Annotated in this window: 23 protein-coding genes; 15 read left to right on the forward strand and 8 right to left on the reverse strand. The window is 71.8% G+C overall.

The genetic code is table 11. The features are described 5' to 3' along the window. Window positions 1–394 precede the first annotated feature (394 nt). The 3 genes from xseA (at window position 395) to ABZ576_RS22500 (ending at window position 2766) form a co-directional block, all read left to right on the forward strand. Window positions 395–1603 carry an exodeoxyribonuclease VII large subunit gene (xseA, locus tag ABZ576_RS22490; protein ID WP_360743486.1) on the forward strand — a complete coding sequence of 403 codons (1209 nt, stop codon included), beginning with the start codon at window positions 395–397 and terminating at the stop codon, window positions 1601–1603. Beyond that, window positions 1600–1824: an exodeoxyribonuclease VII small subunit gene (locus ABZ576_RS22495; protein ID WP_360743491.1), complete on the forward strand. Its 225-nt coding sequence runs from the start codon at window positions 1600–1602 to the stop codon at window positions 1822–1824. The genes xseA and ABZ576_RS22495 overlap by 4 nt, the downstream gene beginning before the upstream one ends. 351 nt (window positions 1825–2175) lie before the next feature. After that, window positions 2176–2766 carry a malonic semialdehyde reductase gene (locus tag ABZ576_RS22500; RefSeq protein WP_360743494.1) on the forward strand — a complete coding sequence of 197 codons (591 nt, stop codon included), beginning with the start codon at window positions 2176–2178 and terminating at the stop codon, window positions 2764–2766. 82 nt (window positions 2767–2848) lie between these two features. Here ABZ576_RS22500 and ABZ576_RS22505 read toward each other — a convergent pair whose 3' ends face one another. Further along, window positions 2849–3376: a DUF4245 domain-containing protein gene (locus ABZ576_RS22505; protein WP_360743497.1), complete on the reverse strand. Its 528-nt coding sequence runs from the start codon at window positions 3374–3376 to the stop codon at window positions 2849–2851. Between the two features lie 128 nt (window positions 3377–3504). On the opposite strand from ABZ576_RS22505, the gene glpX reads away from it, so the two are divergent. Beyond that, window positions 3505–4539, forward strand: coding sequence for a class II fructose-bisphosphatase (gene glpX / locus ABZ576_RS22510; RefSeq protein WP_360743500.1), 1035 nt, complete (start codon window positions 3505–3507; stop codon window positions 4537–4539). A gap of 77 nt (window positions 4540–4616) precedes the next feature. Here the strand turns inward: glpX and ABZ576_RS22515 are convergent, their stop codons facing one another. Further along, window positions 4617–4991, reverse strand: coding sequence for a WhiB family transcriptional regulator (locus ABZ576_RS22515; protein ID WP_360743503.1), 375 nt, complete (start codon window positions 4989–4991; stop codon window positions 4617–4619). A gap of 220 nt (window positions 4992–5211) precedes the next feature. Further along, on the reverse strand, window positions 5212–5913 hold the full coding sequence (locus ABZ576_RS22520; protein ID WP_360743506.1) for a DUF1707 domain-containing protein: 702 nt from the start codon (window positions 5911–5913) through the stop codon (window positions 5212–5214). A gap of 145 nt (window positions 5914–6058) precedes the next feature. Between ABZ576_RS22520 and ABZ576_RS22525 the strand changes: the two genes are divergently transcribed. From ABZ576_RS22525 to ABZ576_RS22540, 4 genes are all read left to right on the forward strand, one after another. Beyond that, on the forward strand, window positions 6059–7729 hold the full coding sequence (locus ABZ576_RS22525; protein WP_360743509.1) for a fumarate hydratase: 1671 nt from the start codon (window positions 6059–6061) through the stop codon (window positions 7727–7729). Window positions 7730–7993: 264 nt separating this feature from the next. Further along, on the forward strand, window positions 7994–9391 hold the full coding sequence (locus ABZ576_RS22530) for a class II fumarate hydratase (protein ID WP_360743512.1): 1398 nt from the start codon (window positions 7994–7996) through the stop codon (window positions 9389–9391). 83 nt (window positions 9392–9474) lie between these two features. After that, on the forward strand, window positions 9475–10164 hold the full coding sequence (locus ABZ576_RS22535; RefSeq protein WP_360743515.1) for a DUF402 domain-containing protein: 690 nt from the start codon (window positions 9475–9477) through the stop codon (window positions 10162–10164). Window positions 10165–10468: 304 nt separating this feature from the next. After that, complete coding sequence (locus ABZ576_RS22540; RefSeq protein WP_360743518.1) at window positions 10469–12598, forward strand: SpoIIE family protein phosphatase; 2130 nt, start codon at window positions 10469–10471, stop codon at window positions 12596–12598. 67 nt (window positions 12599–12665) lie between these two features. Here ABZ576_RS22540 and ABZ576_RS22545 read toward each other — a convergent pair whose 3' ends face one another. Further along, on the reverse strand, window positions 12666–15026 hold the full coding sequence (locus tag ABZ576_RS22545; protein WP_360743521.1) for a transglycosylase domain-containing protein: 2361 nt from the start codon (window positions 15024–15026) through the stop codon (window positions 12666–12668). Window positions 15027–15243: 217 nt separating this feature from the next. On the opposite strand from ABZ576_RS22545, the gene ABZ576_RS22550 reads away from it, so the two are divergent. From ABZ576_RS22550 to ABZ576_RS22570, 5 genes are all read left to right on the forward strand, one after another. Further along, window positions 15244–16155 carry an SPFH domain-containing protein gene (locus tag ABZ576_RS22550; RefSeq protein WP_360743524.1) on the forward strand — a complete coding sequence of 304 codons (912 nt, stop codon included), beginning with the start codon at window positions 15244–15246 and terminating at the stop codon, window positions 16153–16155. After that, the gene (locus ABZ576_RS22555; protein ID WP_360743527.1) at window positions 16152–16388 is read left to right on the forward strand and encodes a hypothetical protein; all 237 of its coding nucleotides are present in this window, start codon (window positions 16152–16154) and stop codon (window positions 16386–16388) included. The genes ABZ576_RS22550 and ABZ576_RS22555 overlap by 4 nt, the downstream gene beginning before the upstream one ends. 197 nt (window positions 16389–16585) lie before the next feature. Then, window positions 16586–17110: a PadR family transcriptional regulator gene (locus ABZ576_RS22560; RefSeq protein ID WP_360743530.1), complete on the forward strand. Its 525-nt coding sequence runs from the start codon at window positions 16586–16588 to the stop codon at window positions 17108–17110. Beyond that, window positions 17107–17796, forward strand: a complete 690-nt coding sequence (locus ABZ576_RS22565; RefSeq protein ID WP_360743533.1) for an ABC transporter ATP-binding protein — start codon at window positions 17107–17109, stop codon at window positions 17794–17796. The genes ABZ576_RS22560 and ABZ576_RS22565 overlap by 4 nt, the downstream gene beginning before the upstream one ends. Then, window positions 17793–20138: an FtsX-like permease family protein gene (locus tag ABZ576_RS22570; RefSeq protein ID WP_360743536.1), complete on the forward strand. Its 2346-nt coding sequence runs from the start codon at window positions 17793–17795 to the stop codon at window positions 20136–20138. Before ABZ576_RS22565 ends, ABZ576_RS22570 begins: the two co-directional genes overlap by 4 nt. Here ABZ576_RS22570 and ABZ576_RS22575 read toward each other — a convergent pair. Beyond that, entirely contained in the window at window positions 20098–21099 is a 1002-nt protein-coding gene (locus tag ABZ576_RS22575; RefSeq protein ID WP_360743860.1) for a LysR substrate-binding domain-containing protein, read from the reverse strand. The two genes, ABZ576_RS22570 and ABZ576_RS22575, sit on opposite strands and share 41 nt — an antisense overlap. Window positions 21100–21237: 138 nt before the next feature. On the opposite strand from ABZ576_RS22575, the gene ABZ576_RS22580 reads away from it, so the two are divergent. Both ABZ576_RS22580 and ABZ576_RS22585 read left to right on the forward strand, forming a co-directional pair. Further along, window positions 21238–21792, forward strand: coding sequence for a peroxiredoxin (locus ABZ576_RS22580; protein WP_360743538.1), 555 nt, complete (start codon window positions 21238–21240; stop codon window positions 21790–21792). Window positions 21793–21795: 3 nt separating this feature from the next. After that, window positions 21796–22329, forward strand: a complete 534-nt coding sequence (locus tag ABZ576_RS22585; RefSeq protein ID WP_360743540.1) for an alkyl hydroperoxide reductase — start codon at window positions 21796–21798, stop codon at window positions 22327–22329. A gap of 21 nt (window positions 22330–22350) precedes the next feature. Here the strand turns inward: ABZ576_RS22585 and ABZ576_RS22590 are convergent, their stop codons facing one another. The 3 genes from ABZ576_RS22590 to ABZ576_RS22600 all read right to left on the reverse strand — a co-directional run bounded on the left by ABZ576_RS22590 (window position 22351) and on the right by ABZ576_RS22600 (window position 26349). Continuing rightward, the gene (locus ABZ576_RS22590; protein ID WP_360743543.1) at window positions 22351–23772 is read right to left on the reverse strand and encodes an AI-2E family transporter; all 1422 of its coding nucleotides are present in this window, start codon (window positions 23770–23772) and stop codon (window positions 22351–22353) included. Between the two features lie 137 nt (window positions 23773–23909). Next, the gene (locus ABZ576_RS22595) at window positions 23910–24641 is read right to left on the reverse strand and encodes a transglycosylase SLT domain-containing protein (protein WP_360743545.1); all 732 of its coding nucleotides are present in this window, start codon (window positions 24639–24641) and stop codon (window positions 23910–23912) included. A gap of 382 nt (window positions 24642–25023) precedes the next feature. Beyond that, window positions 25024–26349 carry a PhoH family protein gene (locus tag ABZ576_RS22600; protein ID WP_360743548.1) on the reverse strand — a complete coding sequence of 442 codons (1326 nt, stop codon included), beginning with the start codon at window positions 26347–26349 and terminating at the stop codon, window positions 25024–25026. Between the last annotated feature and the right edge of the window lie 306 nt (window positions 26350–26655).

The following is a 26655-nucleotide window of genomic DNA, read 5'->3' on the forward strand; positions in this document are numbered from 1 at the left end:
GGACGGGTACGGGGGCGGTCCGCACCGGCCGGGTAGCCGAGCTGGGGTGCGGCGTACGGGACGGGTACGGGGGCGGCCCGCGCCGGCCGGGTAGCCGAACTGGGGTGCGGCGTACGGAACGGGTACGGGACGGGTACGGGGGCGGTCCGCACCGGCCGGGTAGCCGAGCTGGGGTGCGGCGTACGGGACGGGTACGGGGGCGGCCCGCGCCGGCCGGGTAGCCGAGCGGCGCGGCGTACGCGCGGCCCGGCGCGACCGGCCGAGGGCGCGAGGGGTCCGCGCGGCCGGCCCCTACGCAGGCGCGCGGAGAAGCCGGCCGCGCTCCCCACGGCGTGGCCGGGGCCGGTGGTCCGTGCGTGGCCGGACTGTCGGTCCCGGCCGTTAGGCTCGCCGCATGGCTGTGCACACGACCCCCGAGGCCCCCCTGCCGGTGGGCGAGGTCTCCCGGATGATCGGGGGATGGATCGACCGGCTCGGCGCGGTGTGGGTCGAAGGGCAGATCACGCAGCTGTCGCGCCGGCCCGGCGCCGGGGTCGTGTTCCTCACGCTGCGCGACCCGTCGTACGACATCTCCGTCAGCGTCACCTGCTACCGCCAGGTGTTCGACGCGGTCGCCGACGTCGTCGGCGAGGGCGCCCGGGTCGTCGTCCTGGCGAAACCGGAGTGGTACGCGCCGCGGGGCCAGCTGTCCCTGCGCGCCGCCGAGATAAAGCCCGTCGGCGTCGGTGAGCTGCTGGCCCGGCTGGAGCAGCTGAAGAAGGCGCTGGCGGCCGAGGGCCTGTTCGCGCCGGAGCGGAAGAAGCCGCTGCCGTTCCTGCCGCAGCTGATCGGGCTGGTGTGCGGCCGGGCCTCCGCCGCGGAGCGGGACGTGCTGGAGAACGCCCGGCACCGGTGGCCCGCGGTCCGCTTCGAGGTGCGCAACGTCGCGGTGCAGGGTGTGCACGCCGTTCCCCAGGTCGTGCAGGCGGTCAAGGAGCTCGACGCGATCGACGACGTGGACGTGATCATCGTGGCGCGCGGCGGCGGCAGCGTGGAGGACCTGCTGCCCTTCTCCGACGAGCAGCTGGTGCGGGCCGTGGCCCAGTGCCGTACGCCGGTCGTGTCCGCGATCGGGCACGAGCCGGACAACCCCCTGCTGGACCACGTCGCCGACCTGCGCGCCTCCACGCCGACGGACGCGGCCAAGAAGGTCGTGCCGGACGTGGGCGAGGAGCTGGAGCGGGTGCGGATGCTCCGGGACCGGACGCGGCGCTGCATGGCCGCGTTCGTGGAGCGCGAGGAGCGCGGCCTGGCGCACGCCCTGGCCCGGCCCTCGATGGAGGACCCGCACCGGATGATCGACGAGCGTGCCGACCAGGTGGCCTCGCTGGCCGACCGCGGCCGGCGGACCCTCGGGCATCTGCTGGACCGCGCGGACTCGGAGCTGACGCACACGCACGCGCGCGTGGTGGCGCTCTCCCCCGCGGCGACGCTCCAGCGCGGCTACGCGGTGCTGCAGAGGGCCGACGGGCACGCGGTGCGCGATCCGGCCGAGGTGACGGCGGGCGAGGCGCTGCGGGCGCGGGTCGCCGACGGTGAATTCACGGTGAAGGTGGGCGAATGACGAGCAAGGTGGACGAGACGCTCTCGTACGAGCAGGCGCGCGACGAGCTGATCGAGGTCGTACGGCGGCTGGAGGCGGGCGGTACGACGCTGGAGGAGGCCCTGGCTCTGTGGGAGCGCGGCGAGGAGCTGGCCAAGGTGTGCCGCCGCTGGCTGGAGGGGGCGCGGGCCCGGCTGGACGCGGCGCTGGCCGAGGAGGAGGCGGCGGAGAACGGCGAGTAGCGCGGTCCGGGAGCGGCGGACGGCCGGTGGACGGGCGGCGGCCCGGGGGCGGCCGGTGGCCGGGTGCCGGTCCGGGGCCGGCGGGCGGCCGGTGGACGGGCGGCGGCCCGGGGGCGGCCGGTGGCCGGGTGCCGGTCCGGGGCCGGCGGGCGGCCGGTGGACGGGCGCCGGTGCGGGGGGCGGCGGGTCGGGATGACGAGCGGTGCCGGCGCCGAGCAGCGTTGTGAGGCGCGTCACCGCACCCCCACACTTGTTGAAGGTTGAACTTCAGCTGACGTAAGGTCGGTCCCGTCAGCCGATCCGGACCGCGGTCCGGTACGTCGGAACACGACGCACCCAGAAAGTTCACGCATGTCTCTCGTTCTTGACCCCGCAGCCCAGGACCTGCTGTTCCGCGAGGCCCGCACCGCGAACACCTTCACCGACGAGCCGGTGACCGAGGAGCAGGTCCAGGCGATCTACGACCTGGTCAAGTACGGCCCCACCGCCTTCAACCAGTCCCCGCTGCGCATCACGCTGGTCCGCTCCCCCGAGGCCCGCGAGCGCCTGGTGGCGCTCATGGCCGAGGGCAACCAGCCCAAGACCGCCGCCGCCCCGCTGGTCGCCATCCTCTCCGCGGACAACGAGTTCCACGAGGAGCTGCCGGCCCTCTTCCCGCACTTCCCGCAGGCCAAGGACGTCTTCTTCAGCGAGCGCCCGGCCCGTGAGGGCGCCGCCGCGCTCAACGCCGCGCTGCAGGCCGCGTACTTCATCATCGGCGTCCGCGCCGCCGGCCTCGCCGCCGGCCCGATGACCGGCCTCGACTTCGAGGGCGTCCGCAAGGAGTTCCTGGACGACGACCACACCCCGCTGATGGTCGTCAACATCGGCAAGCCGGGCCCGGACGCCTGGTACCCGCGCTCCCCCCGCCTGGCCTACGAGGACGTCGTCACGACCGTCTGACCCGGCCGGAGCAGCCCGCACACGGCGAAGAGGCCCCCAGCACCGCCGGGGGCCTCTTCGCCGTGCGCGTCTCGCCGCGCACTCATTCCATCTTCAGCGCCTCGGCCATCGTGGTCAGCTCCTCGAAGGAGCCGGTGCCGGCCACCACCGTCGTGGAGCCGGGCGTGTCCTGGAGGACCAGGGCGTCGTACCGGCCGCCGGCGTAGCGGGTCCAGGTGCGGCCGTCGATCTTCTCGGTCCGCTGCGTGGCGGACCCGCCCTGACTGGCCTGGTCGATGAACTCGGAACGCTTCCGCGTGGACTGCTCGACCTGCACGTACTGGCCGGCCGGGGTCTGGAAGCCGAGGTGCCAGCGGTCGGATCCGCCACCCTGGAAGCGTACGGAGGTCGCCTTCCAGGTGCTCGGCAGGCCCTCGGGTGCGGCCACCGGGTAGCTCGCCGCCCGGCGGGCACCGGCCAGCTCGACCTGGTAGTCGACCCGCTTGAGGTCGGGAGCGTGATCGTCGTGCGGGACGGAGAGGAAGTAGACGACCGCCGCCGCGATGCCGATCAGGGCCAGGGAGAGGATCATGTCCCGGGCCGTCTTCTGCTTGCCGTTCGAACCTGCCACGTCCCCTATGGTCGCAGGTGCCCCATGCGCTCATCCGTGGGGTCCCCTGCTCATTTTGTCGTGGCGGCGATAGAGTCAGGGTCCAATACCCTCATCCGGCCGTCGTCGTATCAGAAAGGTGCGCTCCGATGACCGAAAATCATCACCTGCCGTCCGAGCTCGATGTTCCTTCCGAGGCTCCCGACCGCAACCTCGCCCTGGAACTCGTCCGGGTGACCGAAGCCGCCGCGATGGCAGCGGGCCGCTGGGTGGGGCGCGGTGACAAGAACGGCGCCGACGGTGCCGCGGTGCGCGCCATGCGGACCCTCGTCTCCACCGTGTCGATGAACGGCGTCGTCGTCATCGGCGAGGGCGAGAAGGACGAGGCCCCGATGCTCTTCAACGGGGAGCACGTGGGCGACGGCACCGGTCCCGAGGTCGACATCGCCGTCGACCCCATCGACGGCACCACGCTGACGGCGAAGGGCATGCCGAACGCGATCGCCGTCCTCGCCGCCGCCGAGCGCGGCGCCATGTTCGACCCGTCCGCGGTGTTCTACATGGACAAGCTGGTCACCGGCCCCGAGGCGGCGGACTTCGTCGACATCGACGCGCCCGTGGCCGTGAACATCAAGCGGATCGCCAAGGCCAAGAAGGCCACGCCGGAGGACGTCACCGTCGTCATCCTCGACCGGCCCCGGCACCAGAACCTGATCAGGGAGGTCCGGGAGGCCGGCGCGCGGATCAAGCTGATCTCCGACGGCGACGTGGCCGGCTCGGTGTACGCGCTGCGCGAGGGCACCGGGGTCGACCTGCTCCTCGGCATCGGCGGCACGCCCGAGGGCATCATCTCCGCCTGCGCCGTGAAGTGCCTGGGCGGCACCATCCAGGGCAAGCTGTGGCCGAAGGACGACGAGGAGCGGCAGCGCGCCATCGACGCCGGCCACGACCTCGACCGCGTGCTCACCACCGACGACCTGGTGTCCGGGGAGAACGTGTTCTTCGTCGCCACCGGCATCACCGACGGCGAGCTGCTGCGCGGGGTCCGCTACCGCTCGGAGACCGCGCTGACCGAGTCGATCGTGATGCGCTCGAAGTCCGGGACCGTGCGGCGGATCTACTCCGAGCACCGGCTCAGCAAGCTGCGGGCCTACAGCGCCATCGACTTCGACCGGGCCAAGTAGCACCCCGCCGGGGCACCGCCCCGGCGGGAACCGAAAGGGCGCCCTCTGTGCGGAGAGGGCGCCCTTCGGCACGTGTGCTAGCCGGCTATGCGGTTCGCCGTCGCGCGTGCCGCCTTCTTCAGCTCCACTTCCCGCCGGCGGCGGCGCGCCAGCACCACCCGGCGTTCCGCCGCCGTGAGGCCGCCCCAGACGCCGTACGGCTCCGGCTGGAGCAGGGCGTGTTCGCGGCACTCGACCATGACCGGGCAGCGGGCGCAGACCCGCTTGGCCGCCTCCTCGCGGGACAGCCGCGCGGCCGTCGGCTCCTTCGACGGCGCGAAGAACAAGCCGGCCTCGTCGCGCCGGCACACCGCTTCGGTGTGCCAGGGTGCGTCTTGATCCCTGTCTCGCGTCGGCACCCGCTGGGCCGGAACGGCAGCGACCTGCAGGGACGAATGCGGCGGTTGCAGCACGGTCTACTCCTGACGACGGCTTCGCGAGCGAGAGACGATGCAGCAAGGCCTACCCGCTGTGCGCGCGCCTATGCACAGCGTTCCCATCCGCGAGCGCGCGGCGGCTCTTTCACGCCCCCACGAGGGCTCCGCCGCGGGCGCGCACCCCGGCGGGGTCAGCCCGGCGCGCGTCCGTCGACGCCCGGGTGCCGCGCCCGTCAGTGCCCCGGTGCCGCGCCCGTCAGTGCCCCAGGTGCTTGCGGAGCTTGCGGTCGACCTTGTCCTGCACGCGGTCCAGGATGTCCGCCACGAGCCTGCCCCGCCTGGGCCGCGCCTCGACGTTGCCGAACACGGCCCAGCCGTCGACGTAGACGACCGGCGCGTCCGGATCCACCGAGTCCAGCGGGCTCACCTCGAAGTTGCCGAGCACACCGCCTCCGGTGCCGCGCAGGGAGATGTTCTCCGGGACGCGGATCCGGACCTCGCCGAAGACGGAGACGGCCTTGATCACCACCTGCTGGTACTCGAAGATCGCCTCGCTGAGGTCGATCTCGACGCTGCCGAAGACCGCGTACGCGTGCAGCCGGCGGCCGGCCCGCCAGCGGCCCCGGCGCACGGCGCTGCTGAACACCGCCACCACGTTCGCGTCCGCCTCCGCCGGAATCGCGCCCGGGGTGGGGCGCGGCGGGACGGGCGCGTAGGCGGGGGCGGCGGGGCGGCGGTGGCCGCCGGGCAGGTCCCGGACGAAGACCTCCAGCTCCCCCACCGTCTTGGCGGCCAGCACCCCGCCCACGCGCTCGGCGTGCTCCTCGGCCGTCAGCCGGCCCTCGGCCAGGGCTTCGCGGAGGATGTCGGCGACCCGGTCCCGGTCGGCGTCGGAGGCGCGCAGGTCGGCCGCGGGTGTGGGTGCGGTTGTGGGTGCGGTCTGCTTGTGAAGGTCCACGCCGGGCAGCGTACCGAAACACGATAGATCGCGACACCCCCGACTGAGCCCTACCTCACAAGCTCGCCGCCGAGGGCAGGTTCTACGCTGGACGGGCCCGCCAGCGTCGGCGGGCCGCCGTCCGCAGAGTGAGGAATGGGCTGAGATGCCTGAGTTCGCGTACACCGATCTACTCCCCCAAGGAGAGGACACCACCCCCTACCGCCTGGTGACGTCCGAGGGCGTCTCGACGGTCGAGGGACCCGACGGGCGGACGTTCCTCAAGGTGGAGCCGGAGGCGCTGCGCAAGCTGGCCGAGGAGGCCGTCCACGACATCCAGCACTACCTGCGCCCCGCGCACCTCGCACAGCTCCGGCGGATCATCGACGACCCCGAGGCGTCGGGCAACGACAAGTTCGTCGCGCTGGACCTGCTGAAGAACGCCAACATCGCGGCTGCCGGCGTGCTGCCGATGTGCCAGGACACCGGTACGGCGATCGTCATGGGCAAGCGCGGGCAGAACGTGCTGACGGCCGGGGAGGACGAGAAGCACCTCTCGCACGGCATCTTCGACGCCTACACCAAGCTGAACCTGCGGTACTCGCAGATGGCTCCGCTCACCATGTGGGAGGAGAAGAACACCGGCTCCAACCTGCCGGCCCAGATCGAGCTGTACGCCACCGACGGCGGCGCCTACAAGTTCCTGTTCATGGCGAAGGGCGGCGGCTCCGCCAACAAGTCCTTCCTGTACCAGGAGACGAAGGCCGTCCTGAACGAGGCCTCCATGATGAAGTTCCTGGAGGAGAAGATCCGCTCGCTCGGTACGGCCGCCTGCCCGCCGTACCACCTGGCGATCGTCGTCGGCGGCACGAGCGCCGAGTACGCGCTGAAGACCGCGAAGTACGCCTCGGCGCACTACCTGGACGAGATCCCCGCCGAGGGCTCGCCGCTCGGGCACGGTTTCCGGGACAAGGAGCTGGAGGAGAAGGTCTTCGAGCTCACGCAGAAGATCGGCATCGGCGCGCAGTTCGGCGGCAAGTACTTCTGCCACGACGTGCGCGTGGTCCGGCTGCCGCGGCACGGCGCGTCCTGCCCGGTCGCCATCGCCGTGTCCTGCTCCGCCGACCGGCAGGCGGTCGCGAAGATCACCGCCGAGGGCGTCTTCCTGGAGCAGCTGGAGACCGACCCGGCGCGCTTCCTGCCGGACACCACGGACGAGCACCTCGACGAGTCGTCCGACGTGGTGAGGATCGACCTGAACCAGCCGATGGACACCATCCTCGCCGAGCTGTCCAAGTACCCGGTCAAGACGCGGCTGTCGCTGACCGGTCCGCTGGTCGTGGCCCGCGACATCGCGCACGCCAAGATCAAGGAGCGGCTGGACGCGGGCGAGGAGATGCCGCAGTACCTGAAGGACCACCCGGTGTACTACGCCGGTCCGGCGAAGACCCCCGAGGGCTACGCGTCGGGTTCCTTCGGTCCGACGACGGCCGGGCGCATGGACTCCTACGTCGAGCAGTTCCAGGCCGCCGGCGGCTCCAAGGTGATGCTCGCCAAGGGCAACCGGAGCAAGCAGGTCACCGACGCGTGCAACGCACACGGCGGCTTCTACCTCGGCTCCATCGGCGGACCGGCCGCCCGCCTCGCCCAGGACTGCATCAAGAAGGTGGAGGTCCTGGAGTACGAGGAGCTGGGCATGGAGGCCGTCTGGAAGATCGAGGTCGAGGACTTCCCGGCGTTCATCGTGGTGGACGACAAGGGGAACGACTTCTTCCAGGACCCGGCGCCGCAGCCGACGTTCACGTCGATCCCGGTGCGGGGCCCCGGCCTGGCCTGAGTTCCCCCCCGCACCTCCCGGACCCCTCGGCGCCCGCCGGGGGGTCCGCTGCTGCGGGCGGGCGCGGAAGCAGCGGGTGCGCCCGCCCGGGCGGCGCCACGACCGGCCGGCCACCACGCCGGTCCACGCGCCACCACGCGGGGCCGCGTGGCCGCGTCCCGAAGCCGGTGGCACCTCCGGTGTGTACTGGTGGGTGGTCGGAGGGGGAATCGGACGGGGAATACGCGTCCCGCGCCACGTGCTCACGCTTTCGGAGGTACGACGATGACGACCGAAGAGCCGCAGTACCGGATCGAGCACGACTCGATGGGCGAGGTCCGGGTCCCGGCCCACGCCAAGTGGCGCGCGCAGACGCAGCGGGCCGTGGAGAACTTCCCGGTCTCCGGGCAGCGGATCGAGCGGGCGCACATCGAGGCGCTGGCCCGCATCAAGGCCGCGGCGGCGAAGGTCAACGCCGAGCTGGGCGTCCTGGACGAGGAGGTCGCGGAGGCGATCCAGGAGGCGGCCGCGGAGGTCGCCGCGGGCAGGTGGGACGAGCACTTCCCGGTGGACGTGTTCCAGACCGGCTCCGGCACCTCGTCGAACATGAACACCAACGAGGTGATCGCAACGCTGGCGACCGAGCGGCTCGGCCGGGACGTGCACCCCAACGACCACGTCAACGCCTCGCAGTCGTCCAACGACGTCTTCCCGTCCTCGATCCACATCGCGGCCACCGCGGCCGTCACGCACGACCTGATCCCGGCCCTGGAGCACCTGGCCGCTTCCCTGGAGCGCAAGTCCGGGGAGTTCGCCGACGTGGTGAAGTCCGGGCGGACGCATCTGATGGACGCCACGCCGGTGACGCTCGGTCAGGAGTTCGGCGGCTACGCGGCCCAGGTGCGGTACGGCGTCGAGCGGCTGAGGGCCTCCCTGCCGCGCCTGGCCGAGCTGCCGCTGGGCGGCACGGCGGTCGGTACGGGCATCAACACCCCGCCCGGCTTCTCCGCCGCCGTCATCGCGGAGGTGGCCCGGGCCACCGGGCTGCCGCTCACCGAGGCCCGCGACCACTTCGAGGCGCAGGGCGCCCGGGACGGCATCGTGGAGACCAGCGGGCAGCTGCGGACCATCGCGGTCGGCCTGACGAAGATCGCCAACGATCTGCGCTGGATGTCCTCCGGGCCGCGCACCGGTCTGGCCGAGATCCGGCTGCCCGACCTCCAGCCCGGCTCCTCGATCATGCCGGGCAAGGTCAACCCGGTCGTCCCGGAGGCCGTGTTGATGGTCGCCGCCCAGGTCATCGGGAACGACGCCACCATCGCCACCGCCGGTGCGGCCGGCAACTTCGAGCTGAACGTCATGCTCCCGGTCATCGCCAAGAACGTCCTGGAGTCGGTGCGGCTGCTGGCGAACGTCTCGCGGCTGCTGGCCGACCGGACCGTCGACGGCATCACCGCCGACCGCGAACGGACCCGCGAGTACGCCGAGTCGTCGCCGTCCGTGGTGACCCCGCTGAACAAGTACATCGGTTACGAGGAGGCCGCGAAGGTCGCCAAGAAGTCGCTCGCGCAGCGGAAGACGATTCGTGAAGTCGTCCTGGAGAGCGGGTACGTGGAGCGCGGCGACCTGACGCTGGAACAGCTGGACGAGGCGCTGGACGTCCTGCGGATGACACGGCCCTGACCGCGGGCGACGTTTTCCGGCCACCCGGCACCACCGTGATGTGCACCGCAGCGTCGTATGCCCGTGGCACCTAATATCTGTGCATGACGGACGACGCGGCGGTGACACGAGTGGCGAGGGGACCTGCGACGCACTGGACCCCGGGGACCCGGATCCTGTGGCGCTACCGGGAGAACGGCGGCGCGCGCTTCCACATCGCCCGCCCGGTCACCGTCGTACGCGACGACGCGGAACTGCTCGCGGTGTGGCTGGCGCCCGGCACCGAGTGCGTGAAGCCGGTCCTGGCCGACGGCACGCCGGTGCACCTGGAGCCGCTGGAGTCCCGCTACACCAAGCCGCGCACGGTCCAGCGGGACCGCTGGTTCGGCACGGGCGTGCTGAAGCTGGCCCAGCCCGGCCGGCCCTGGTCGGTGTGGCTGTTCTGGGATCCGGGCTGGCGGTTCAAGAACTGGTACGTCAATCTGGAGGAGCCGCTGGCGCGTTGGGCGGGCGGGGTGGACTCAGAGGACCACTTCCTGGACATCTCCGTGCATCCGGACCGGAGTTGGCACTGGCGTGACGAGGACGAGTTCGCGCAGGCCCAGCGGGACGGGCTGATGGACGCGGCGACCGCGGAGCGGGTGCGGGCGGCCGGCCGGGAGGCGGTGGAGGTGATCGGCGCGTGGGGGCCGCCGTTCGGTGATCCGTGGCCGCACTGGCGCCCGGACCCGTCCTGGACGGTACCTTCTCTCCCCGAGGACTGGGACCGCACGCCCGCGCACCTGTCCTCGTGAGACTCTTGATGCGCCCCCGGGCATGAAACGTAGGATCGTCCTCCGCAAGGGCGCGCAAGTGCAACCACCGGAGCATGGACCGGGCTTGACCGATCGTCACCGAGGGGCGGCAGGACGTGAGCGAGGGGTACGAGGGCGGCGCCACCGCGGACCGCGGCGGCCCGGCGAACGGCACGGAAACAGGCTCCGACCCCGCGGCGATTCCGTTCCTGGGACACGTATTGCGGGTATCGGCACTTCGGCGGGACCAACTGCGCGCCCGGCGCACCCGGCGCACAGCCCCGGACGGATGGATGCGACACGCGTGACGGAGCAGCCCACCTCCTTCGAACGCCCCCAGCCGGGCGTCGACCCCGCGGAGGGCCGCGGGGCGCTGCTGCGTGCCCCGAAGCAGCTCGGCGACCCGGCCTTACCCGCGCAGGCCCGCACCGAGGGGATGTCCTCGGCACCGGGCACGGCCACGCCCTGTGGCAAGGGAAAGGACGGCAAGGGGAAGGAGCCCCCAGTCAACGGCCCCGAGCACTCCCAGCCCGCCTCCGAGGGCCCGATGGGGGTATCCGCCACCAGAGGGGGTTCCAGCGTGGAGGACCATCGCCCGCGCCCGGCACCGGAGACCATCCCGGCGCAGCCCGGTGCCGAGCAGGAGCGGGTGCCGGGCGGCCAGGAGCGCCGCAGCGGGCGGGGACTGCCGCCGGGGCGGCCGATGCCGATGCGGCGGGACGGGGACCGGCTCAGGTTCGTGGGCGCGGCCACCCGGCGGATCGCCCGCGGGCTCGACCTGGACGAGATCGTGATGGGGCTGTGCCGGGCCACCGTGCCGACGTTCTCGGACGCGATCCTGGTCTATCTGCGCGACCCGCTTCCGGTCGGTGACGAACGGCCCACCGGTCCGGTGGTGCTGCGGCTGCGCCGCACCGACCGGATACCGGAGGAGCGGGACACCGACGGGGTGCTGCTGCCGCCGGCGTTCGAGCCGGAGCCGGAGCCGTCCGCGCTGGCGGACCTGTCGTCGCTCACCACCGAGCTGTGCGAGGTGCGGCCGGGTGGCGCGCTGAACGAGGTGCTGCGCGGGGTGCGGCCGGTGTTCGCCGACGCGCCCGCCGCCCGGGCCGCGCTGCCCGAGCTGCTCGGCGAGGGCGGCGAGGCGGTCGTACCGGGCGGGCAGCACGCGATCCTGGCGCCGCTGCGCGGCCGCCGCCGGGTGATCGGCGCGGCCCTCTTCCTGCGCCGCCCGGACCGGCTCGCCTTCGAGGCGGACGATCTGCTGGTGGCCGCGCAGCTGGCCACGCACAGCGCGCTGGGCATCGACAAGGCGGTGCTGTACGGCCGGGAGGCGTACATCGCCGACGAGCTCCAGCGCACCATGCTGCCCGAGACCCTGCCCCGCCCGACCGGTGTCCGGCTGGCCTCGCGCTACCTGCCGGCGGCGGAGACCGCGCGGGTCGGCGGTGACTGGTACGACGCCATCCCGCTGCCCGGCAGCCGGGTCGCGCTGGTCGTCGGCGATGTGATGGGCCATTCGATGACCTCGGCGGCGATCATGGGGCAGCTGCGTACCACCGCGCAGACCCTGGCCGGGCTCGACCTGCCGCCGCAGGAGGTGCTGCACCACCTGGACGAGCAGGCGCAGCGCCTGGGCACCGACCGCATGGCGACCTGCCTGTACGCCGTCTACGACCCGGTCACGCACCGCATCACGATCGCCAACGCCGGTCATCCGCCGCCCGTGCTGCTGCACCTGGGCGGCCGGGCGGAGGTGCTGCGGGTGCCGCCGGGCGCGCCGATCGGCGTCGGCGGGGTGGACTTCGAGGCGGTGGAGCTGGACGCGCCCGCCGGGGCGACCCTGCTGCTGTACACCGACGGGCTGGTGGAGTCCCGGCTGCGGGACGTGTGGACCGGCATAGAGCAGCTGCGGGAGAAGCTGGCCGCGACCGCCCAGCTGACCGGACCCGACCATCCGCCGCCCCTCGAAGCGCTGTGCGACGAGGTGCTGGACATACTCGGCCCGGGTGACCGGGACGACGACATCGCGCTGCTCGCGGCCCGGTTCGACGGGATCGCGCCGAGCGATGTCGCGTACTGGACGCTGGAGCCGGACGAGACGGCCCCCGGCCAGGCCCGCCGGCTGGCCCGGCGCGCGCTCGCCCGCTGGGACCTGGAGGACCTGACGGACTCGGTGGAGCTGCTGGTGAGCGAGGTCGTGACGAACGCGGTGCGGTACGCGTCGCGTCCGGTGACGCTGCGGCTGCTGCGCACGGACGTGCTGCGCTGCGAGGTCGGCGACGACGTGCCCCAGCTGCCGCGGCTGCGGCAGGCCCGGGCCACGGACGAGGGCGGGCGCGGCCTGTACCTGGTGAACAGGATGGCCCGGCGCTGGGGAGCGACCCGGCTGAGCACCGGCAAGGTGGTGTGGTTCGAGCTGAACCGGGTCTGAGTCCCGGCGGGTGACGAACGACGAGGGGCGCCCGGAGCCGTGTGGCTCCGGGCGCCCCTCGTCGTGCCTACTGCCCGAGTTCCCCGCCGGGATCGAGCGGGTCCTCCGTGACGGGAGCCGTCGGCACCCCGGTGGTCGGGGTCTGCGTCGGCGTCTTGGAGGGCGTCTGCGACGGCGCCTGGGACGGGGTGCGGGACGGCGACTGGGACGGCGAGGCGGACGTCGGCGGTGCGCTGGACGGCGTCTGCGACGGCGTCTCGGTGGGGGTGTGCGTCCAGGTCGGCGTCTCGGTCGGTGCGACGGCGGCGCCCTGCGTGGTGTTCAGGTCGAACGTGGCCTTGCCGGTCACGCCGAAGGTGTACGCGGCCCAGATCTGCGCCGGGTAGCCGCCGCCGTTGATCCGGCCCGGGGGCGGGAGCAGGCCGGTCGCGCCCTTCATGGAGACGTGGGCCTTGGTCTTCGGGTCCTCGCCGAACAGGCCGACGGAGGTGACCAGGTCGGGGGTGTAACCGGTGAACCAGGCCGACTTGTTCTCGTCGGAGGTACCGGTCTTGCCGGCCACCTGGCGGCCGCCGCGCAGCGGGTTGCCGGCCACGGACCTCTTGGCCGTACCGTCGTCGACCACGCCGGTGAGCACCGAGGTGACGGTGTCGGCGGCCGTGCGGCTGATCACCGAGCCGCCGACCGCGTCCGGGATGTCGACCGAACGGCCCTTGTTCTCGGCCGACTTGATGATCGTCGGGGTCACCTTGTGGCCGTGGTTGGCGAAGGTGGCGTAGATCCCGGCCATCTCCAGGGGGCTGGCGCCCATCGAGCCGAGGGTCTGCGCGGGCACCGCCTGCATGCCCTTGGTGTCCATGCCGAGCCTGCTCGCGGTGCTCATCACCTTGTCCATGCCCACGTCCACGCCCATCTGCGCGAAGACGGAGTTGACGGACTTGTTCATGGCCTGCTGGACGGTGACGTCGTCGTAGCTGATGTCGTCCTCGTTCGGCGGGGCGAAGCCGACCTTGGTGCCGTGGTCCACGACGGGGCGCCGGCTGGTTCCGTCGTAGACGGTGTCGGCGGTGATCGGCTTGCCGTCCTGCGTGGTGGCGTTGCGCTCCAGCGCGGCGGCGAGGATGACCGGCTTGAAGGTCGAGGCGGGCTGGTAGTCCCGGCGGGTGGCGTTGTCGTAGTAGTGCTGGTAGTAGTCCTGGCCGCCGTAGAGCGCGACGATCTTGCCGGTCTCGGGGTCGACGGAGACGGCGCCGGCCTGGATGTCGCCGTCGACCTTGCGCTTCTTCTTGTCGAGCTTGGCGGTCAGCTGGGTCTTGACGGCCTTCTCCAGCGCGGCCTGCTTCTTCCGGTCGATGTTGAGGGTGATCGTCCAGCCCTTCTCGACGACCGCGTTCTCGGCCTGCGACTGGGTCAGGCCCTGCTCCGCCATGAGCTGCTGTTCCAGCTGCTGGTTGGCGAGTTCGACCAGGTAGCCCTTCTGTCCGCCGAGACCGGGGGCGCCCTTGGGCTCCTCGATCTTCGGGAAGTGCATAGTGTCCCGCTTGGCCTTGGACAGCCAGCCCTCCTCGACCATGTTGTCGAGGACGTAGTTCCAGCGCTCCGTGACCAGCTTCTTGCCGGTGGGGGTGGCGACCGCCCAGTCGTACTGGCTGGGCGCCTGGAGCAGGGCGGCGAGGTAGGCGCCCTGCTGGACGTCGAGGTCCTCGGCGTCGACGTGGAAGTAGGCCTGGGCGGCGGCCTGGATGCCGTAGGCGTTGCGGCCGTAGTAGCTGGTGTTGATGTAGCCGGCGAGGATGTCGTCCTTGGACTTCTCGCGGTCCACCTTCAGCGCGATGACCAGCTCCTTCACCTTGCGGGTGACGGTCTGGTCCTGGTTGAGGTAGAAGTTCTTGACGTACTGCTGGGTGATCGTGGAGCCACCCTGCTTGCCCTTGCCGGCCAGCGTGTTGAGCAGTCCGCGGGCGGTGCCCCGGAAGTCGACGCCGGCGTCGTGGTAGAAACTCTTGTTCTCCGCGGCGACGAAGGTCAGCTGGACCTTGCGGGGGACCTTGGACAGGTCGACGATCTCGCGGTTGACCTTGCCGCTGCGGGCCAGGATCGTGCCGTCGCTGAACTTGTAGACGTTGCTCTGCTGCTGGGCGGCGGCGTTGCCCTCGGGGATGTCGACGTACAGGTAGAGCCCGATGAACGCCGCGATGACCAGCAGGCACGTCGCGAAGAAGGTGCCGAGGATCTTCTTCCAGGTGAAGAGCCGGCGTATAAGGCCCTTCGGCGGTTTCGCGGTGGCACCGCCCGTGGACGCGGTGCCCGCCGTGGACGCGGTCCCCGCCGCGGGTGCGGTCCCCGCCGCGGGCGTGGAGCGGCGGCGCTTGGGGGCCGCGCGGCGGCCACCGCGCTGTCGCGCTCGTCTCTCTTCCGCTCGTCCCATGGGTCCCTACGCTCGCTTCCGTCTCGGGGTCAGCTCCGAAAGCTAACACCCGCCTATATGACAAAGGGCGCCTCATCCGTTCTTTTACGGACGTGACAATCAGCACCTGCCCCAAGGGAACCGACGGTTTCGAGCGCCGACAGGTTGCCCGACGCCGAAAAAGTGATATCACTTGGATAGTTCGAAGCTAGGTACCACGAGAAACGGGGGGACACCTATGTCCGATCTGCCCGAGATGCCTGCCCCGCGCGTGCGGGAGTTCACCGCCCACAGCATCGGCGGCGGGCTCGCCCTGCTGCTCGGCCTGACCGGGCTCGGCGCCGCCGCCGCGCTGTTCGGGGCGTCCGGCGCGGCCTCCTCCCCCGGCGCCGAGGGCGGTCTCATCGCCGCCGGTGTCGCCGTCCTGCTCGCGTCGCTCATCGCGATGCGCGGACTGAACACGGTCGCGCCGGGTGAGGCCAGGGTCGTCCAGCTCTTCGGGCGCTACCGGGGCACGATCCGGGAGGACGGCCTGCGCTGGGTGAACCCCTTCACCTCCCGGACCCGGATCTCCACCCGGGTGCGCAACCACGAGACCGCCGTACTGAAGGTGAACGACGCCTACGGCAACCCGATCGAGCTGGCCGCGGTCGTGGTCTGGAAGGTCCAGGACACCGCGCAGGCCACCTTCGAGGTGGACGACTTCGCGGAGTTCGTCGCCACGCAGACCGAGACGGCCGTGCGGCACATCGCCATCGAGTACCCCTACGACGCCCACGACGAGGGCGGCCTGTCGCTGCGCGGCAACGCCGAGGAGATCACCGAGAAGCTGGCCGTCGAACTCCAGGTGCGGGTGGAGGCGGCCGGAGTGCGGATCATCGAGTCCCGCTTCACGCATCTCGCGTACGCTCCCGAGATCGCCTCCGCGATGCTCCAGCGGCAGCAGGCGGGGGCGGTTGTCGCGGCCCGGCGGCAGATAGTCGACGGCGCCGTGGGCATGGTCGAGGAGGCGCTCGCCCGTATCGCCGAGCGGGACATCGTGGACCTGGACGAGGAGCGGAAGGCGGCGATGGTGTCCAACCTGATGGTGGTGCTGTGCGGGGACCGTGCCCCGCAGCCCGTCCTCAACACCGGGACCCTCTACCAGTGACGGACTCCCCGGAGACCCCCAAGCGGCGGCCGCAGCAGCGCAAGCAGGTGCTGCTGCGGCTGGACCCGTCGGTGTACGACGCGCTCGCCCGCTGGGCCGGCGACGAACTGCGCTCGGCCAACGCGCAGATCGAGTTCCTGCTGCGCAAGGCGCTGGCGGAGGCGGGACGGCTGCCGAAGGACACCGGGCCGCTCCCGCGCCGGGGGCGGCCGCCGGGGGGCACGGGCGCGTAGCAGGCGGCCCCGGCCCGCCAGGCGGATCCGGCGTGGTCGCCGGACCCGCCAGGCGGATCCGGCGTGGTCGCCGGCGGGGCCGGGCGGCTGTCGCGAAACCGTGACGAACGCCCGCCACCTGCACGGCCCCCCCTCCCGCCGAGGTCTGCACACTCCGCGTATACATCGTGCGTATACACCCTGTGTAGAGTGCTGCCATGTCCATCGGTCACACCCTCCTAGGGCTCCTGGAGTCCGGCCCGCGCCACGGCTACGACCTCAAGCGGGCCTTCGACGAGAAGTTCGGTCACGACCGGCCGCTGCACTACGGCCAGGTCTACTCCACGATGTCCCGGCTGCTGAAGCACGGCCTCGTGGAAGTCGACGGGATCGAGGCGGGCGGCGGCCCCGAGCGCAAGCGGTACGCGATCACGGACGCCGGCATCACCGACGTCGAGCGCTGGCTCGCCACCCCGGAGAAGCCCGAGGAGTACCTCCAGTCGACCCTCTACACCAAGGTCGTCCTCGCCCTCCTCACCCACCGCGACGCGGCCGACATCCTCGACACGCAGCGCGCCGAGCACCTGCGCAGCATGCGGATCCTGACCGACCGAAAGCGCAAGGGCGATCTCGCGGACCAGCTGATCTGCGACCACGCCCTGTTCCACCTGGAAGCCGACCTGCGCTGGCTGGAACTGACCGCCGCGCGCCTCGACAAGCTCCGTGCGGCGGTGGCCCGATGACCCCTCCGCCCGGCTCCCTGCTCGCCGCCGAGAACCTGCGCAAGACCTACGGCCCCACCGTCGCGCTGGACGGCGCCGGGTTCTCCATCCACCCCGGCGAGGTCGTCGCCGTGATGGGTCCCTCCGGCTCGGGCAAGTCGACGCTGCTGCACTGCCTCGCCGGCATCGTGCCGCCCGACTCCGGTTCCATCACCTACGACGGCCGCGAACTGGCCGGCATGAGCGACGGCGAGCGCAGCGCCCTGCGCCGCAGCGAGTTCGGCTTCGTCTTCCAGTTCGGCCAGCTGGTCCCGGAGCTGACCTGCGTGGAGAACGTGGCGCTGCCGCTCAGGCTGAACGGCACCCCCCGCAGGCAGGCCGAGCGGACCGCGCTCGCCTGGATGGAGCGCCTGGAGGTGGACGACCTCCGGGCCAAGCGGCCCGGCGAGGTCTCCGGCGGCCAGGGCCAGCGGGTCGCGGTGGCGCGGGCGCTGGTCACCGGACCCCGGGTGCTCTTCGCCGACGAACCGACCGGCGCGCTCGACTCCCTCAACGGCGAGCGGGTGATGGAGCTGCTCACGGACGCGGCCCGCTCCACGAACGCGGCCGTCGTGCTCGTCACGCACGAGGCCCGGGTCGCCGCCTACTCCGACCGGGAGATCGTCGTACGCGACGGCCGGTCCCGGGACATGGAGCGGGCCATATGAACGTCGGGCGGTGGAGCCGGGACCTGGGCATGGGGGTCCGGTTCGCGGTCACCGGCGGGCGCGAGGGCTGGGTCCGGATGGTGCTCACGGCGGTCGGCGTCGGCCTGGGTGTGGCACTGCTGCTGCTGACGACGGCGATCCCGAACGCGTTGGCGGTCCGGCACGACCGCGACCAGGCCCGGCTGGACTACACCTACGGCCCGAACCGGCCGAAGGCGGCCGACACACTGGTGATCTCCGACGCCGACACGACGTTCCACGGCAGCGAGGTGCGCGGCCGGCTGGTGCAGCCCGAAGGGCCGCGGGCCCCGCTCGCCCCCGGCCTGTCGGCGTATCCGGCACCGGGCGACATGGTCGTTTCCCCCGCGCTGAAGGAGCTGCTCGGCTCGGCGGACGGCAGGCTGCTGCGCGAGCGGCTGCCGTACCGGATCACCGGGACGATCGGTGAGCGGGGGCTCATCGGCTCGCACGAACTGGCCTACTACGCCGGTGCGGAGAACCTCGCGGCGCGGATCAACGGCTGGCAGACGGCCCGGATCACCGAGTTCGGCCCGCCGCGGCCGACGCCGGCCAGCCGGCTGGACCCGGTCCTGCTGCTGCTGGTGCTGGTCGTCTTCGTGGTGCTGCTGATGCCGGTCGCCGTGTTCATCGCCGCGGCCGTGCGCTTCGGCGGGGAGCGGCGCGACCGCAGGCTGGCCGCGCTGCGGCTGGTGGGCTCCGACAGCCGGATGACCCGGCGGATCGCGGCCGGCGAGGCCCTCGCCGGATCGCTGCTCGGACTGGTCTTCGGCGCCGTCTTCTTCCTGCTCGGCCGTCAGCTCGCGGGCTCGGTCGAGGTCATGGGCGTCAGCGTGTTCCCCAGCTACCTCGACCCCACGCCGGCGCTCGCCGCCCTGGTCGCGGTGGCCGTCCCGGCGGCGGCGGTGCTGGTCACCCTGTTCGCGCTGCGCGGGGTGGTCATCGAGCCGCTGGGCGTGGTCCGTACGGCCAGGCCCCGGCGCCGCCGGCTGTGGTGGCGGCTGCTGCTGCCGCTGGGCGGCCTCGCGCTGCTCGTCCCGATGGTCGGGCAGGGCCCGTCGAACGGCTACTTCAACGAGTACCTGGTGATCGGCGGTGTCCTGCTGCTGCTCGTCGGCGTGACGGCGCTGCTGCCGTGGATCGTCGAGGCGGTGGTGGCCCGGCTCGGACGCGGCGGGGTCGCCTGGCAACTGGCCGTACGGCGCCTGCAGCTGAGCAGCGGATCCGCGGCCCGCATGGTGAACGGCATCGCGGTCGCGGTGGCCGGGGCGATCGCGATGCAGATGCTGTTCGCCGGTGTCCAGGGCGACTACACCAAGGCCACCGGGCAGGACACCACCCGGGCCCAGATACAGGTCAACCTGTCCCGGGGCGTCGACTTCACCCGGGCCGCCGCCGAGTTCGGCGCCACCGAGGGCGTGCGGAAGGCCCTCGCGCTGGGCAGCGCCGACGTCGGCGACCGCAGCTGGCGCGGCGAGGGACCCACCGCCTCCACCGGCGTCACGGTCGGCGACTGCGCCGCCCTGCGCCAGGTGGCACGGCTGCCCAGCTGCCACGACGGGGACGTCTTCGTGGCCACCGGGTCCGACAGCGTCTCGGACGCCGACACGGTGAAGCTGGCCGAGCCCGGCCGCCGGCTCTACCTCGACCTGAACTTCGGCTTCGACCAGCGCCCCGAGAGCGTGTGGACCGTGCCCGGCGGCCTGCGCAAGGTCCGCTCGGTCACCTCGCCGAACGGCAACAGGATCGGCGGGTTCCTGCTGACCCCGGCCGCCGCACCCGGCCGCGGCTCGGTGGCGTTCAGCGGGGCGGTGTACGTCTCGACCGACGACGCGGTGCCGGACGTGCACGAGTACGTCCGCAACACGGCGGCCGCGGTGGATCCGCTGGCGAACGTGATGGTGTGGTCGTCCACCGAGCAGTCGCGCAAGTTCACCTCCATCCGGACGGGAACGCTGGTCGGCGCGCTCTGTGTGCTGGCACTGATCGGCCTCAGCCTGCTGGTGTCCCAGCTGGAGCAGTTGCGCGAGCGCAGGAAGCTGCTGTCGGCGCTGGTCGCCTTCGGCACCCGGCGGCGCACCCTGAGCATGTCGGTGCTGTGGCAGACGGCGATCCCCGTCGCGCTGGGCCTGCTCCTCGCCTCGGTGGTGGGGCTGACGCTCGGCACGGTGCTGCTGAAGATGGTGGGCACGAGGGTGTCCGTGGACTGGGCGAGCGTCCTGTCGATGACCGGCGCCGGCGCGGCGGTGGTCCTCGCGGTCACCCTGCTGAGCCTGCCGCCCCTCATCCGGCTGATGCGGCCGGAGGGGCTGCGTACCGAGTAGGCGGTCCGGCCGGCTGGTCGGCGGTGCCGAGCACCCGGACCGGCAGTGCGCGCAGGGCGTCGCGCAGCGCCGCCGCCAGCTCCGCGTACTCCCCGGCCCGGGCCGCCCCCGCCCGCATCGCGAAGGCGACGCGGCGGCTCGGGGCGGGCTCGGCGAAGTAGCCGGTCAGCAGCTGGCTGCTGCGGGCGGTCTCCAGCTTCAGAGCGGTGCGCGGCAGCAGCGTGCAGCCGAGGCCGCCGGCCACCAGCTGGACCAGGGTGGACAGGCCGGCGGCGGTGGTGGTGACCGGCGCGTCCTCGCGGCCGGCCTCCCGGCAGATGTCGAGCGCCTGGTCGCGCAGGCAGTGGCCCTCGTCCAGGAGCAGCAGGTTCAGCTCCCGCAGCGCCTCGCGGGGGATGCCCTCCCGCCCTCCGAGCCCGTGGTCGAGCGGCGTGACGAGCACGAAGTCCTCGTCGAAGAGCGGCAGTTCGACGACCCCGGGCACCCCGAGCGGCACCGCGAGCAGCAGCAGGTCCAGCCGGCCGGAGTTCAGGCCGTCGATCAGGCTGGCGGTCTGCTCCTCGTGCACCTGGAGGTCCAGGTGCGGGTAGCGCTCGTGGACGAGGCGCAGGACGGCGGGCAGCAGGTACGGCGCCACCGTCGGGATCACCCCGAGGCGCAGCACGCCCGTGAAGGGCGCCCGGACCGCCTCGGCCTCCTCCAGCAGCGCCCCGACCGCCTCCAGCACCGCCTTGGCCCGTACGGCCAGCCGCTCACCCGCCGGTGAGAGCAGCACCTTGCGGGTCGTACGCTCGAGGAGGGTCACGCCCAGTGTCTCCTCCAGTGTGGAGACCGCGCCGGACAGCGCGGGCTGGCTCATCCCGATGGCCGCCGCCGCGTCCCGGAAGTGCAGGTGTTCGGCCACGGCGGCGAACGCCCGCAGCTGCGCCAGGCTGGGCTGCTTCCGCTTGCCGTTACTCATGGTCACTGATAGCTACCTCCGATCAACACGACCTAGTGTAGCTATTTCCCTAATCAATGCCTCGTGTGCCAACATCAACAACGTCCAACCCATGGGAAACGCCCCAAAAAGGCAGTTTCTTCGCTGCAAGGAGAGCCTGTGCTCACTGTCGGTGACAAGTTCCCCGAGTTCGATCTGACCGCCTGCGTCTCGCTGGAGTCGGGCAAGGAGTTCGAGCAGATCAACCACAAGTCCTACGAGGGCAAGTGGCTCGTGGTCTTCGCCTGGCCCAAGGACTTCACGTTCGTGTGCCCGACCGAGATCGCCGCGTTCGGGAAGCTGAACGACGAGTTCGCCGACCGCGACGCCCAGATCCTCGGCTTCTCGGGCGACTCCGAGTTCGTCCACCACGCCTGGCGCAAGGACCACCCGGACCTGACCGACCTGCCGTTCCCGATGATGGCGGACCCCAAGCACGAGCTGATGCGCGACCTCGGCATCGAGGGCGAGGACGGCTACGCCCAGCGCGCCGTCTTCATCGTGGACCCGAACCACGAGATCCAGTTCACGATGGTCACCGCCGGTTCCGTGGGCCGCAACCCCAAGGAGGTCCTGCGGGTCCTGGACGCCCTGCAGACCGACGAGCTGTGCCCCTGCAACTGGACCAAGGGCGAGCAGACCCTCGACCCGGTCGCGCTGCTGGCTGGTGAGTGACCCGTGTCGCTCGACTCCCTCAAGTCCCGTGTACCGGACTACGCCAAGGACCTGAAGCTCAACCTGGGCTCGGTCATCGGCAACTCGGAGCTGCCGGCGCAGCAGCTGTGGGGCACGGTGCTGGCGACCGCGATCGCCTCGCGTTCCCCGATCGTGCTGCGTGAGCTGGAGCCGGAGGCGAAGGCGAACCTCTCGCCGGAGGCGTACCAGGCCGCCAAGGCGGCCGCCGCCATCATGGCGATGAACAACGTCTTCTACCGCACCCGGCACCTGCTGTCCGACCACGAGTACGGCACCCTGCGCGCGGGCCTGCGGATGAACGTCATCGGCAACCCGGGCGTGGAGAAGGTCGACTTCGAACTCTGGTCGTTCGCGGTCTCCGCGATCAACGGCTGCGGCATGTGCCTGGACTCGCACGAGCAGGTGCTGCGCAAGGCCGGCGTGGAGCGCGAGACCGTCCAGGAGGCGTTCAAGATCGCTTCCGTGGTCCAGGCGGTCGCCGTCACCCTCGACGCCGAGGCGCTGCTCGCCGAGTGACCCGCTGTCCGAAGGCCCCGCTCACTGCTCGTGGGCGGGGCTTTCGGCGTCCTCGGTGCCCGCACCGGAGACCGCGTCCCCGGGCTCCCCGCCGGCGTGCACGGCTCCGTCCGCGAACGCCGGACGGTCCGCCGTCTCCTGCTGTACCTCCTCGGCGTACTGCCGCAGGTACGCCACCACCGTGTTCGTCACCGCCACCAGCGGGACGGCCACCACGGCGCCGCCGATGCCGGCCACCATGCCGCCGGCGGCCACGGTCAGTACGACCGCCAGCGGGTGGACGCGGACCGCGCGGCCAAGGATGAACGGCTGGAGGACGTGGCCCTCGATCTGCTGGACCGCGAGGACCACCACGAGGGTCATCACGGCCGCGAAGACACCCTGGGTGACCAGCGCCACGATGACCGCGAGCGCGCCGGAGGCGACCGCGCCGACCAGCGGGATGAAGGAGAACAGGAAGATGAAGACGGCCAGCGGGACGGCCATCGGCACGTCCAGGAAGTAGATGCCGATGCCGATGAAGATCGCGTCGATGAGGGCGACCAGGACCGTGCCGCGCACGTAGGCGGTCAGGGTGCGCCAGGCGCGCGGGCCGGCGCCGGCCACGCCCGGGCGGGCGGCCGAGGGCACCAGCTTCAGGAACCACTCCCAGATCCGCTTGCCGTCGTAGAGCAGGAACAGGGTCGAGAAGAACACCAGCAGGATGCCGGTGAGGGCCTCCACGATGACCTGGACGCCCTCCAGGCCCGCGGACGTTATCTGGTCGGCGTTGGCGCCGATCGCCTCGCGGAGGTTCTTGGCGATCTGGTTGATCTGCTTGTCGGTGACGTGGAAGGGGCTCTTCAGCAGCCAGTTGCGCAGATCGTCGATGCCGCTCTGGATCTGGCTGGAGAGCGTGTCGATGTTCTCCATGACCTGCCAGGTCACGAACCAGCCCATCAGGCCGATGACCACGAAGCCGCTGATGGCGGTGAGCGCGGTGGCCGGACCGCGGGGCACCCCGCGCCGGGTCAGACGGGCGACCGTCGGCTGGAGCAGGGCGGTGACCAGCAGGGCGATGACGAAGGCGAACACCACCAGCTGGACGGCGCTGATGACCCGCATGAGCACCCAGACCGTGCCGGCCAGCACCAGCAGCCGCCAGCCGGCCTCGGCGGCGACCCGGACGCCCCAGGGCACGGCCTCGGCCGGATCGGGCCGGTGGCCGCGCGCCGGCGACACGGGCTTGCGGACGGTCGGGGCCGCCTCGGCGGCGGGCGCGTCGGCCGGCGCGGATCCGGCGGACGCGGCGGGTCCGGCGGGCCGGGCGGGCGCGGTGGGCCGGGCGGGCGCGGTGGGTTCGGCGGGCTCCTGCTCCGCCTCCGCGCGGCGCTGGTCCAGACGCTCGCTGATCTCGGTGAGACCGGCTCCGAGCCGGCCGAGCCACCCTGGCACTCGCGACATCATCCGTCCTCTTCCCCCGCGTCCCGGCCGTTCGCCACCACTCCCCCCTGGAGTCGTCCGGTACGACCGTACAGGGCGAAAGCCCCTCACCCATGGACGGGGAGGGGCTGCGCGGGGCCGGAGGCCGGGTGGGCGGCCTAGTACCAGTGGTTGGCCTGCCAGAACGACCACGCCTGGCAGGGGCTGCCGTAGCGCTCGTTCATGTAGCTGAGGCCCCACTTGATCTGGGTGGCCGGGTTGGTCTGCCAGTCGGCGCCGGCGGAGGACATCTTGGAGCCGGGCAGGGCCTGGAAGAGGCCGTAGGCACCGGAGGAGGCGTTCACCGCGCGGTAGTTCCAGCTGGACTCGTGGTCCACGATGTTGCTGAAGCACTGGAACTGGTCGCCCGCCACCATCTGACGGGCCATGGCCTGGATCTGCGCGACCGAGTAGCTGCTCTGGGCCGGGAAGCTGGAGGAGTCGCGGACGTCGTCGCGGCTCGCCGCCGCGGCCTTCGTCTCGGCGGCGCGCTCCTTGGCCTCCTTGGCGGCCTTGGCGGCCTGCTCGGCGGCTTCCTTCTTCGCGATCGCGGTCTCGGCGGCGGCCTTGCGGGCCGCTTCCTCGGCGTCCTTCTTGGCGCTCACGTCCGCGGCGATGGCCTGGGCGTCGGCCTGCTGCGTCAGGGACGCGGTCTGCACCTGCGCCTGCTGACCCGCGGGTATGTCCGCCAGGAGCGTGGTGTCGGCTGCCGTCGCCTCGGCGTCGTTGTTGTTCTGCGCGACGCTGCCCGAGGCAACGCCGACGACGCTTCCGACGGCGGTGACCGCGGTGGCCGAGGCCACTGCGAATCCCCGGACCGAAATCCGGCTCACACGGTTTCCTTCCAGCATCGCCCGCTTCGGTGACCCTGGCGGACGCAATCGTGCCCCTGACGCTGGCCTCCCAACTGCGGGGTCACGGGAGGCGCGGGCCCGGTGGGCAACTCCCCCGGAGGGAGCGCCGCGTGGTGCGCGGGCGGCATACGACGAACTCTATGGAGTTGGTGCGAAGTCTGTGGTGCCGTACAGCTGGCGGTACAGGTGTGTCGTATGCGGGGCCTGACAGGACTGAGACTCTGCCGTAACCGGACGCCGGGTGGCAATTCTGCGTTGCGTGTGAAAGCTCACATCTCGTTTGGCCCCGGGGATTTCAGGAAAGCTCCACACGCCAAGGCGCCGCCCGGCTAGGCTCATGGCCTTTTGCCGGACGGCGCCAACGGCCGTCACACCGGCGTCAGATGTGACCGTCCTCCAGCATTTCGGTCACAAGCGCCGCGATCTGGGACCTCTCGGAACGATTCAGCGTGACGTGGGCGAAGAGGGGATGCCCCTTCAGCTTCTCCACGACGGCGACGACGCCGTCATAGCGGCCCACGCGCAGATTGTCCCGCTGTGCCACGTCATGGGTGAGTACCACCCGCGAGTTGGCCCCGATCCGGGACAGAACGGTCAGCAGGACGTTCTTCTCCAGGGACTGGGCCTCGTCCACGATCACGAAGGCGTCGTGCAGCGAGCGCCCGCGGATGTGGGTGAGCGGAAGCACCTCCAGCATCCCGCGCGCGGTGACCTCCTCGATGACCTCCCGGCTGGTGACCGCCGAGAGGGTGTCGAAGACGGCCTGTGCCCACGGGCTCATCTTCTCCGCCTCGGTGCCCGGCAGATAGCCCAGTTCCTGTCCGCCGACGGCGTACAGCGGCCGGAAGACCATCACCTTCTGGTGCTGACGGCGCTCCAGGACCGCCTCCAGACCCGCGCACAGCGCCAGCGCCGACTTGCCGGTGCCGGCCCGGCCGCCCATCGAGACGATGCCGACGTCCGGGTCGAGCAGCAGGTCGAGCGCGACGCGCTGCTCGGCGCTGCGGCCCTTGATGCCGAACGCCTCCCGGTCGCCGCGCACCAGCCGGACGTTGCCCTCGGCGGTGACCCGGCCGAGCGCCTTGCCGCGCTCGGACTGGATGGTCAGGCCGGTGTGCACGGGGAGGTCGGACGCCTCCGGCACGTACACGTGTCCTTCCTCGAAGAGGATGTCCACCTGCTCGGCCGACAGGGTGAGTTCGGACATCCCGGTCCAGCCGGAGTTCTCCGTGATGGCGAGTTCGGCCCGGTACTCCTCGGCGAGGAGGCCGACCGAGGACGCCTTGATCCTCAGCGGCAGGTCCTTCGACACGACGGTGACGTCGAACCCCTCGGCCTGCAGGTTGCGGGCCACCGCGAGGATGCGGGAGTCGTTGTCCCCCAGGCGGTAGCCGGTGGGCAGCACGCTGGGGTCCGAGTGGTTGAGCTCGACACGGATCGTCCCGCCGAGTTCCCCGATCGGGATGGGGGCGTCGAGGCGACCGTACTTCACCCGGTAGTCGTCCAGCAGGCGCAGCGCCTGGCGGGCGAAGTAGCCGAGTTCCGGATGGTGCCGCTTGGCCTCCAACTCCGTGACCACCACGATGGGGAGCACGACCTCGTGCTCGTCGAAGCGGCTCAGGGCGTTCGGGTCGGCCAGCAGGACGCTGGTGTCGAGAACATACGTGCGCCGGTCTGGCTTGTGGCGCTTTGTGCTGGTCACCACGGAAGGACGTACCCCCTCGGTTGAGGTCGGGGAGCGACGAAGTGATGCTGGACCGGTGTCTGGCCCCCGCGCGCGGCGGGCCGTGAACCGGCCCTCCGCGGCTGCTTCCGTGCCAGGACCGCACGGTCGGGCTGGTGCAAAGGGCCTCCCGGGCGGACGGCCCCGTGCCGCCCGCTGAGATCCGACGCCCGTGGTTCGGGTGTCGACCTGTTTGGTTTATGCCCTCGAACAAGCGCCGCCATGCAAAAGCGGCCACCGGCGCGACGGTGAACTCCTCGTTACGCGCTTGGGAATCGGGGTAACCGA

Origin of the sequence: Streptomyces sp. NPDC013455 (genome assembly GCF_040632975.1) — a bacterium.
GTDB lineage: Bacteria > Actinomycetota > Actinomycetes > Streptomycetales > Streptomycetaceae > Streptomyces.

Excerpts from the sequence above, each read along its gene's own strand:
- ABZ576_RS22575 (WP_360743860.1), bottom strand. The coding sequence starts at position 21,099 with ATGAGTAACGGCAAGCGGAAGCAGCCCAGCCTGGCGCAGCTGCGGGCG.
- ABZ576_RS22565 (WP_360743533.1), top strand. The coding sequence starts at position 17,107 with ATGACCCCTCCGCCCGGCTCCCTGCTCGCCGCCGAGAACCTGCGCAAG.
- ABZ576_RS22590 (WP_360743543.1), bottom strand. The coding sequence starts at position 23,772 with ATGTCGCGAGTGCCAGGGTGGCTCGGCCGGCTCGGAGCCGGTCTCACC.
- ABZ576_RS22525 (WP_360743509.1), top strand. The coding sequence starts at position 6,059 with ATGCCTGAGTTCGCGTACACCGATCTACTCCCCCAAGGAGAGGACACC.
- ABZ576_RS22550 (WP_360743524.1), top strand. The coding sequence starts at position 15,244 with ATGTCCGATCTGCCCGAGATGCCTGCCCCGCGCGTGCGGGAGTTCACC.
- ABZ576_RS22495 (WP_360743491.1), top strand. The coding sequence starts at position 1,600 with ATGACGAGCAAGGTGGACGAGACGCTCTCGTACGAGCAGGCGCGCGAC.
- glpX (WP_360743500.1), top strand. The coding sequence starts at position 3,505 with ATGACCGAAAATCATCACCTGCCGTCCGAGCTCGATGTTCCTTCCGAG.
- ABZ576_RS22595 (WP_360743545.1), bottom strand. The coding sequence starts at position 24,641 with ATGCTGGAAGGAAACCGTGTGAGCCGGATTTCGGTCCGGGGATTCGCA.
- ABZ576_RS22535 (WP_360743515.1), top strand. The coding sequence starts at position 9,475 with ATGACGGACGACGCGGCGGTGACACGAGTGGCGAGGGGACCTGCGACG.
- ABZ576_RS22500 (WP_360743494.1), top strand. The coding sequence starts at position 2,176 with ATGTCTCTCGTTCTTGACCCCGCAGCCCAGGACCTGCTGTTCCGCGAG.
- ABZ576_RS22570 (WP_360743536.1), top strand. The coding sequence starts at position 17,793 with ATGAACGTCGGGCGGTGGAGCCGGGACCTGGGCATGGGGGTCCGGTTC.
- xseA (WP_360743486.1), top strand. The coding sequence starts at position 395 with ATGGCTGTGCACACGACCCCCGAGGCCCCCCTGCCGGTGGGCGAGGTC.
- ABZ576_RS22530 (WP_360743512.1), top strand. The coding sequence starts at position 7,994 with ATGACGACCGAAGAGCCGCAGTACCGGATCGAGCACGACTCGATGGGC.
- ABZ576_RS22545 (WP_360743521.1), bottom strand. The coding sequence starts at position 15,026 with ATGGGACGAGCGGAAGAGAGACGAGCGCGACAGCGCGGTGGCCGCCGC.
- ABZ576_RS22560 (WP_360743530.1), top strand. The coding sequence starts at position 16,586 with ATGTCCATCGGTCACACCCTCCTAGGGCTCCTGGAGTCCGGCCCGCGC.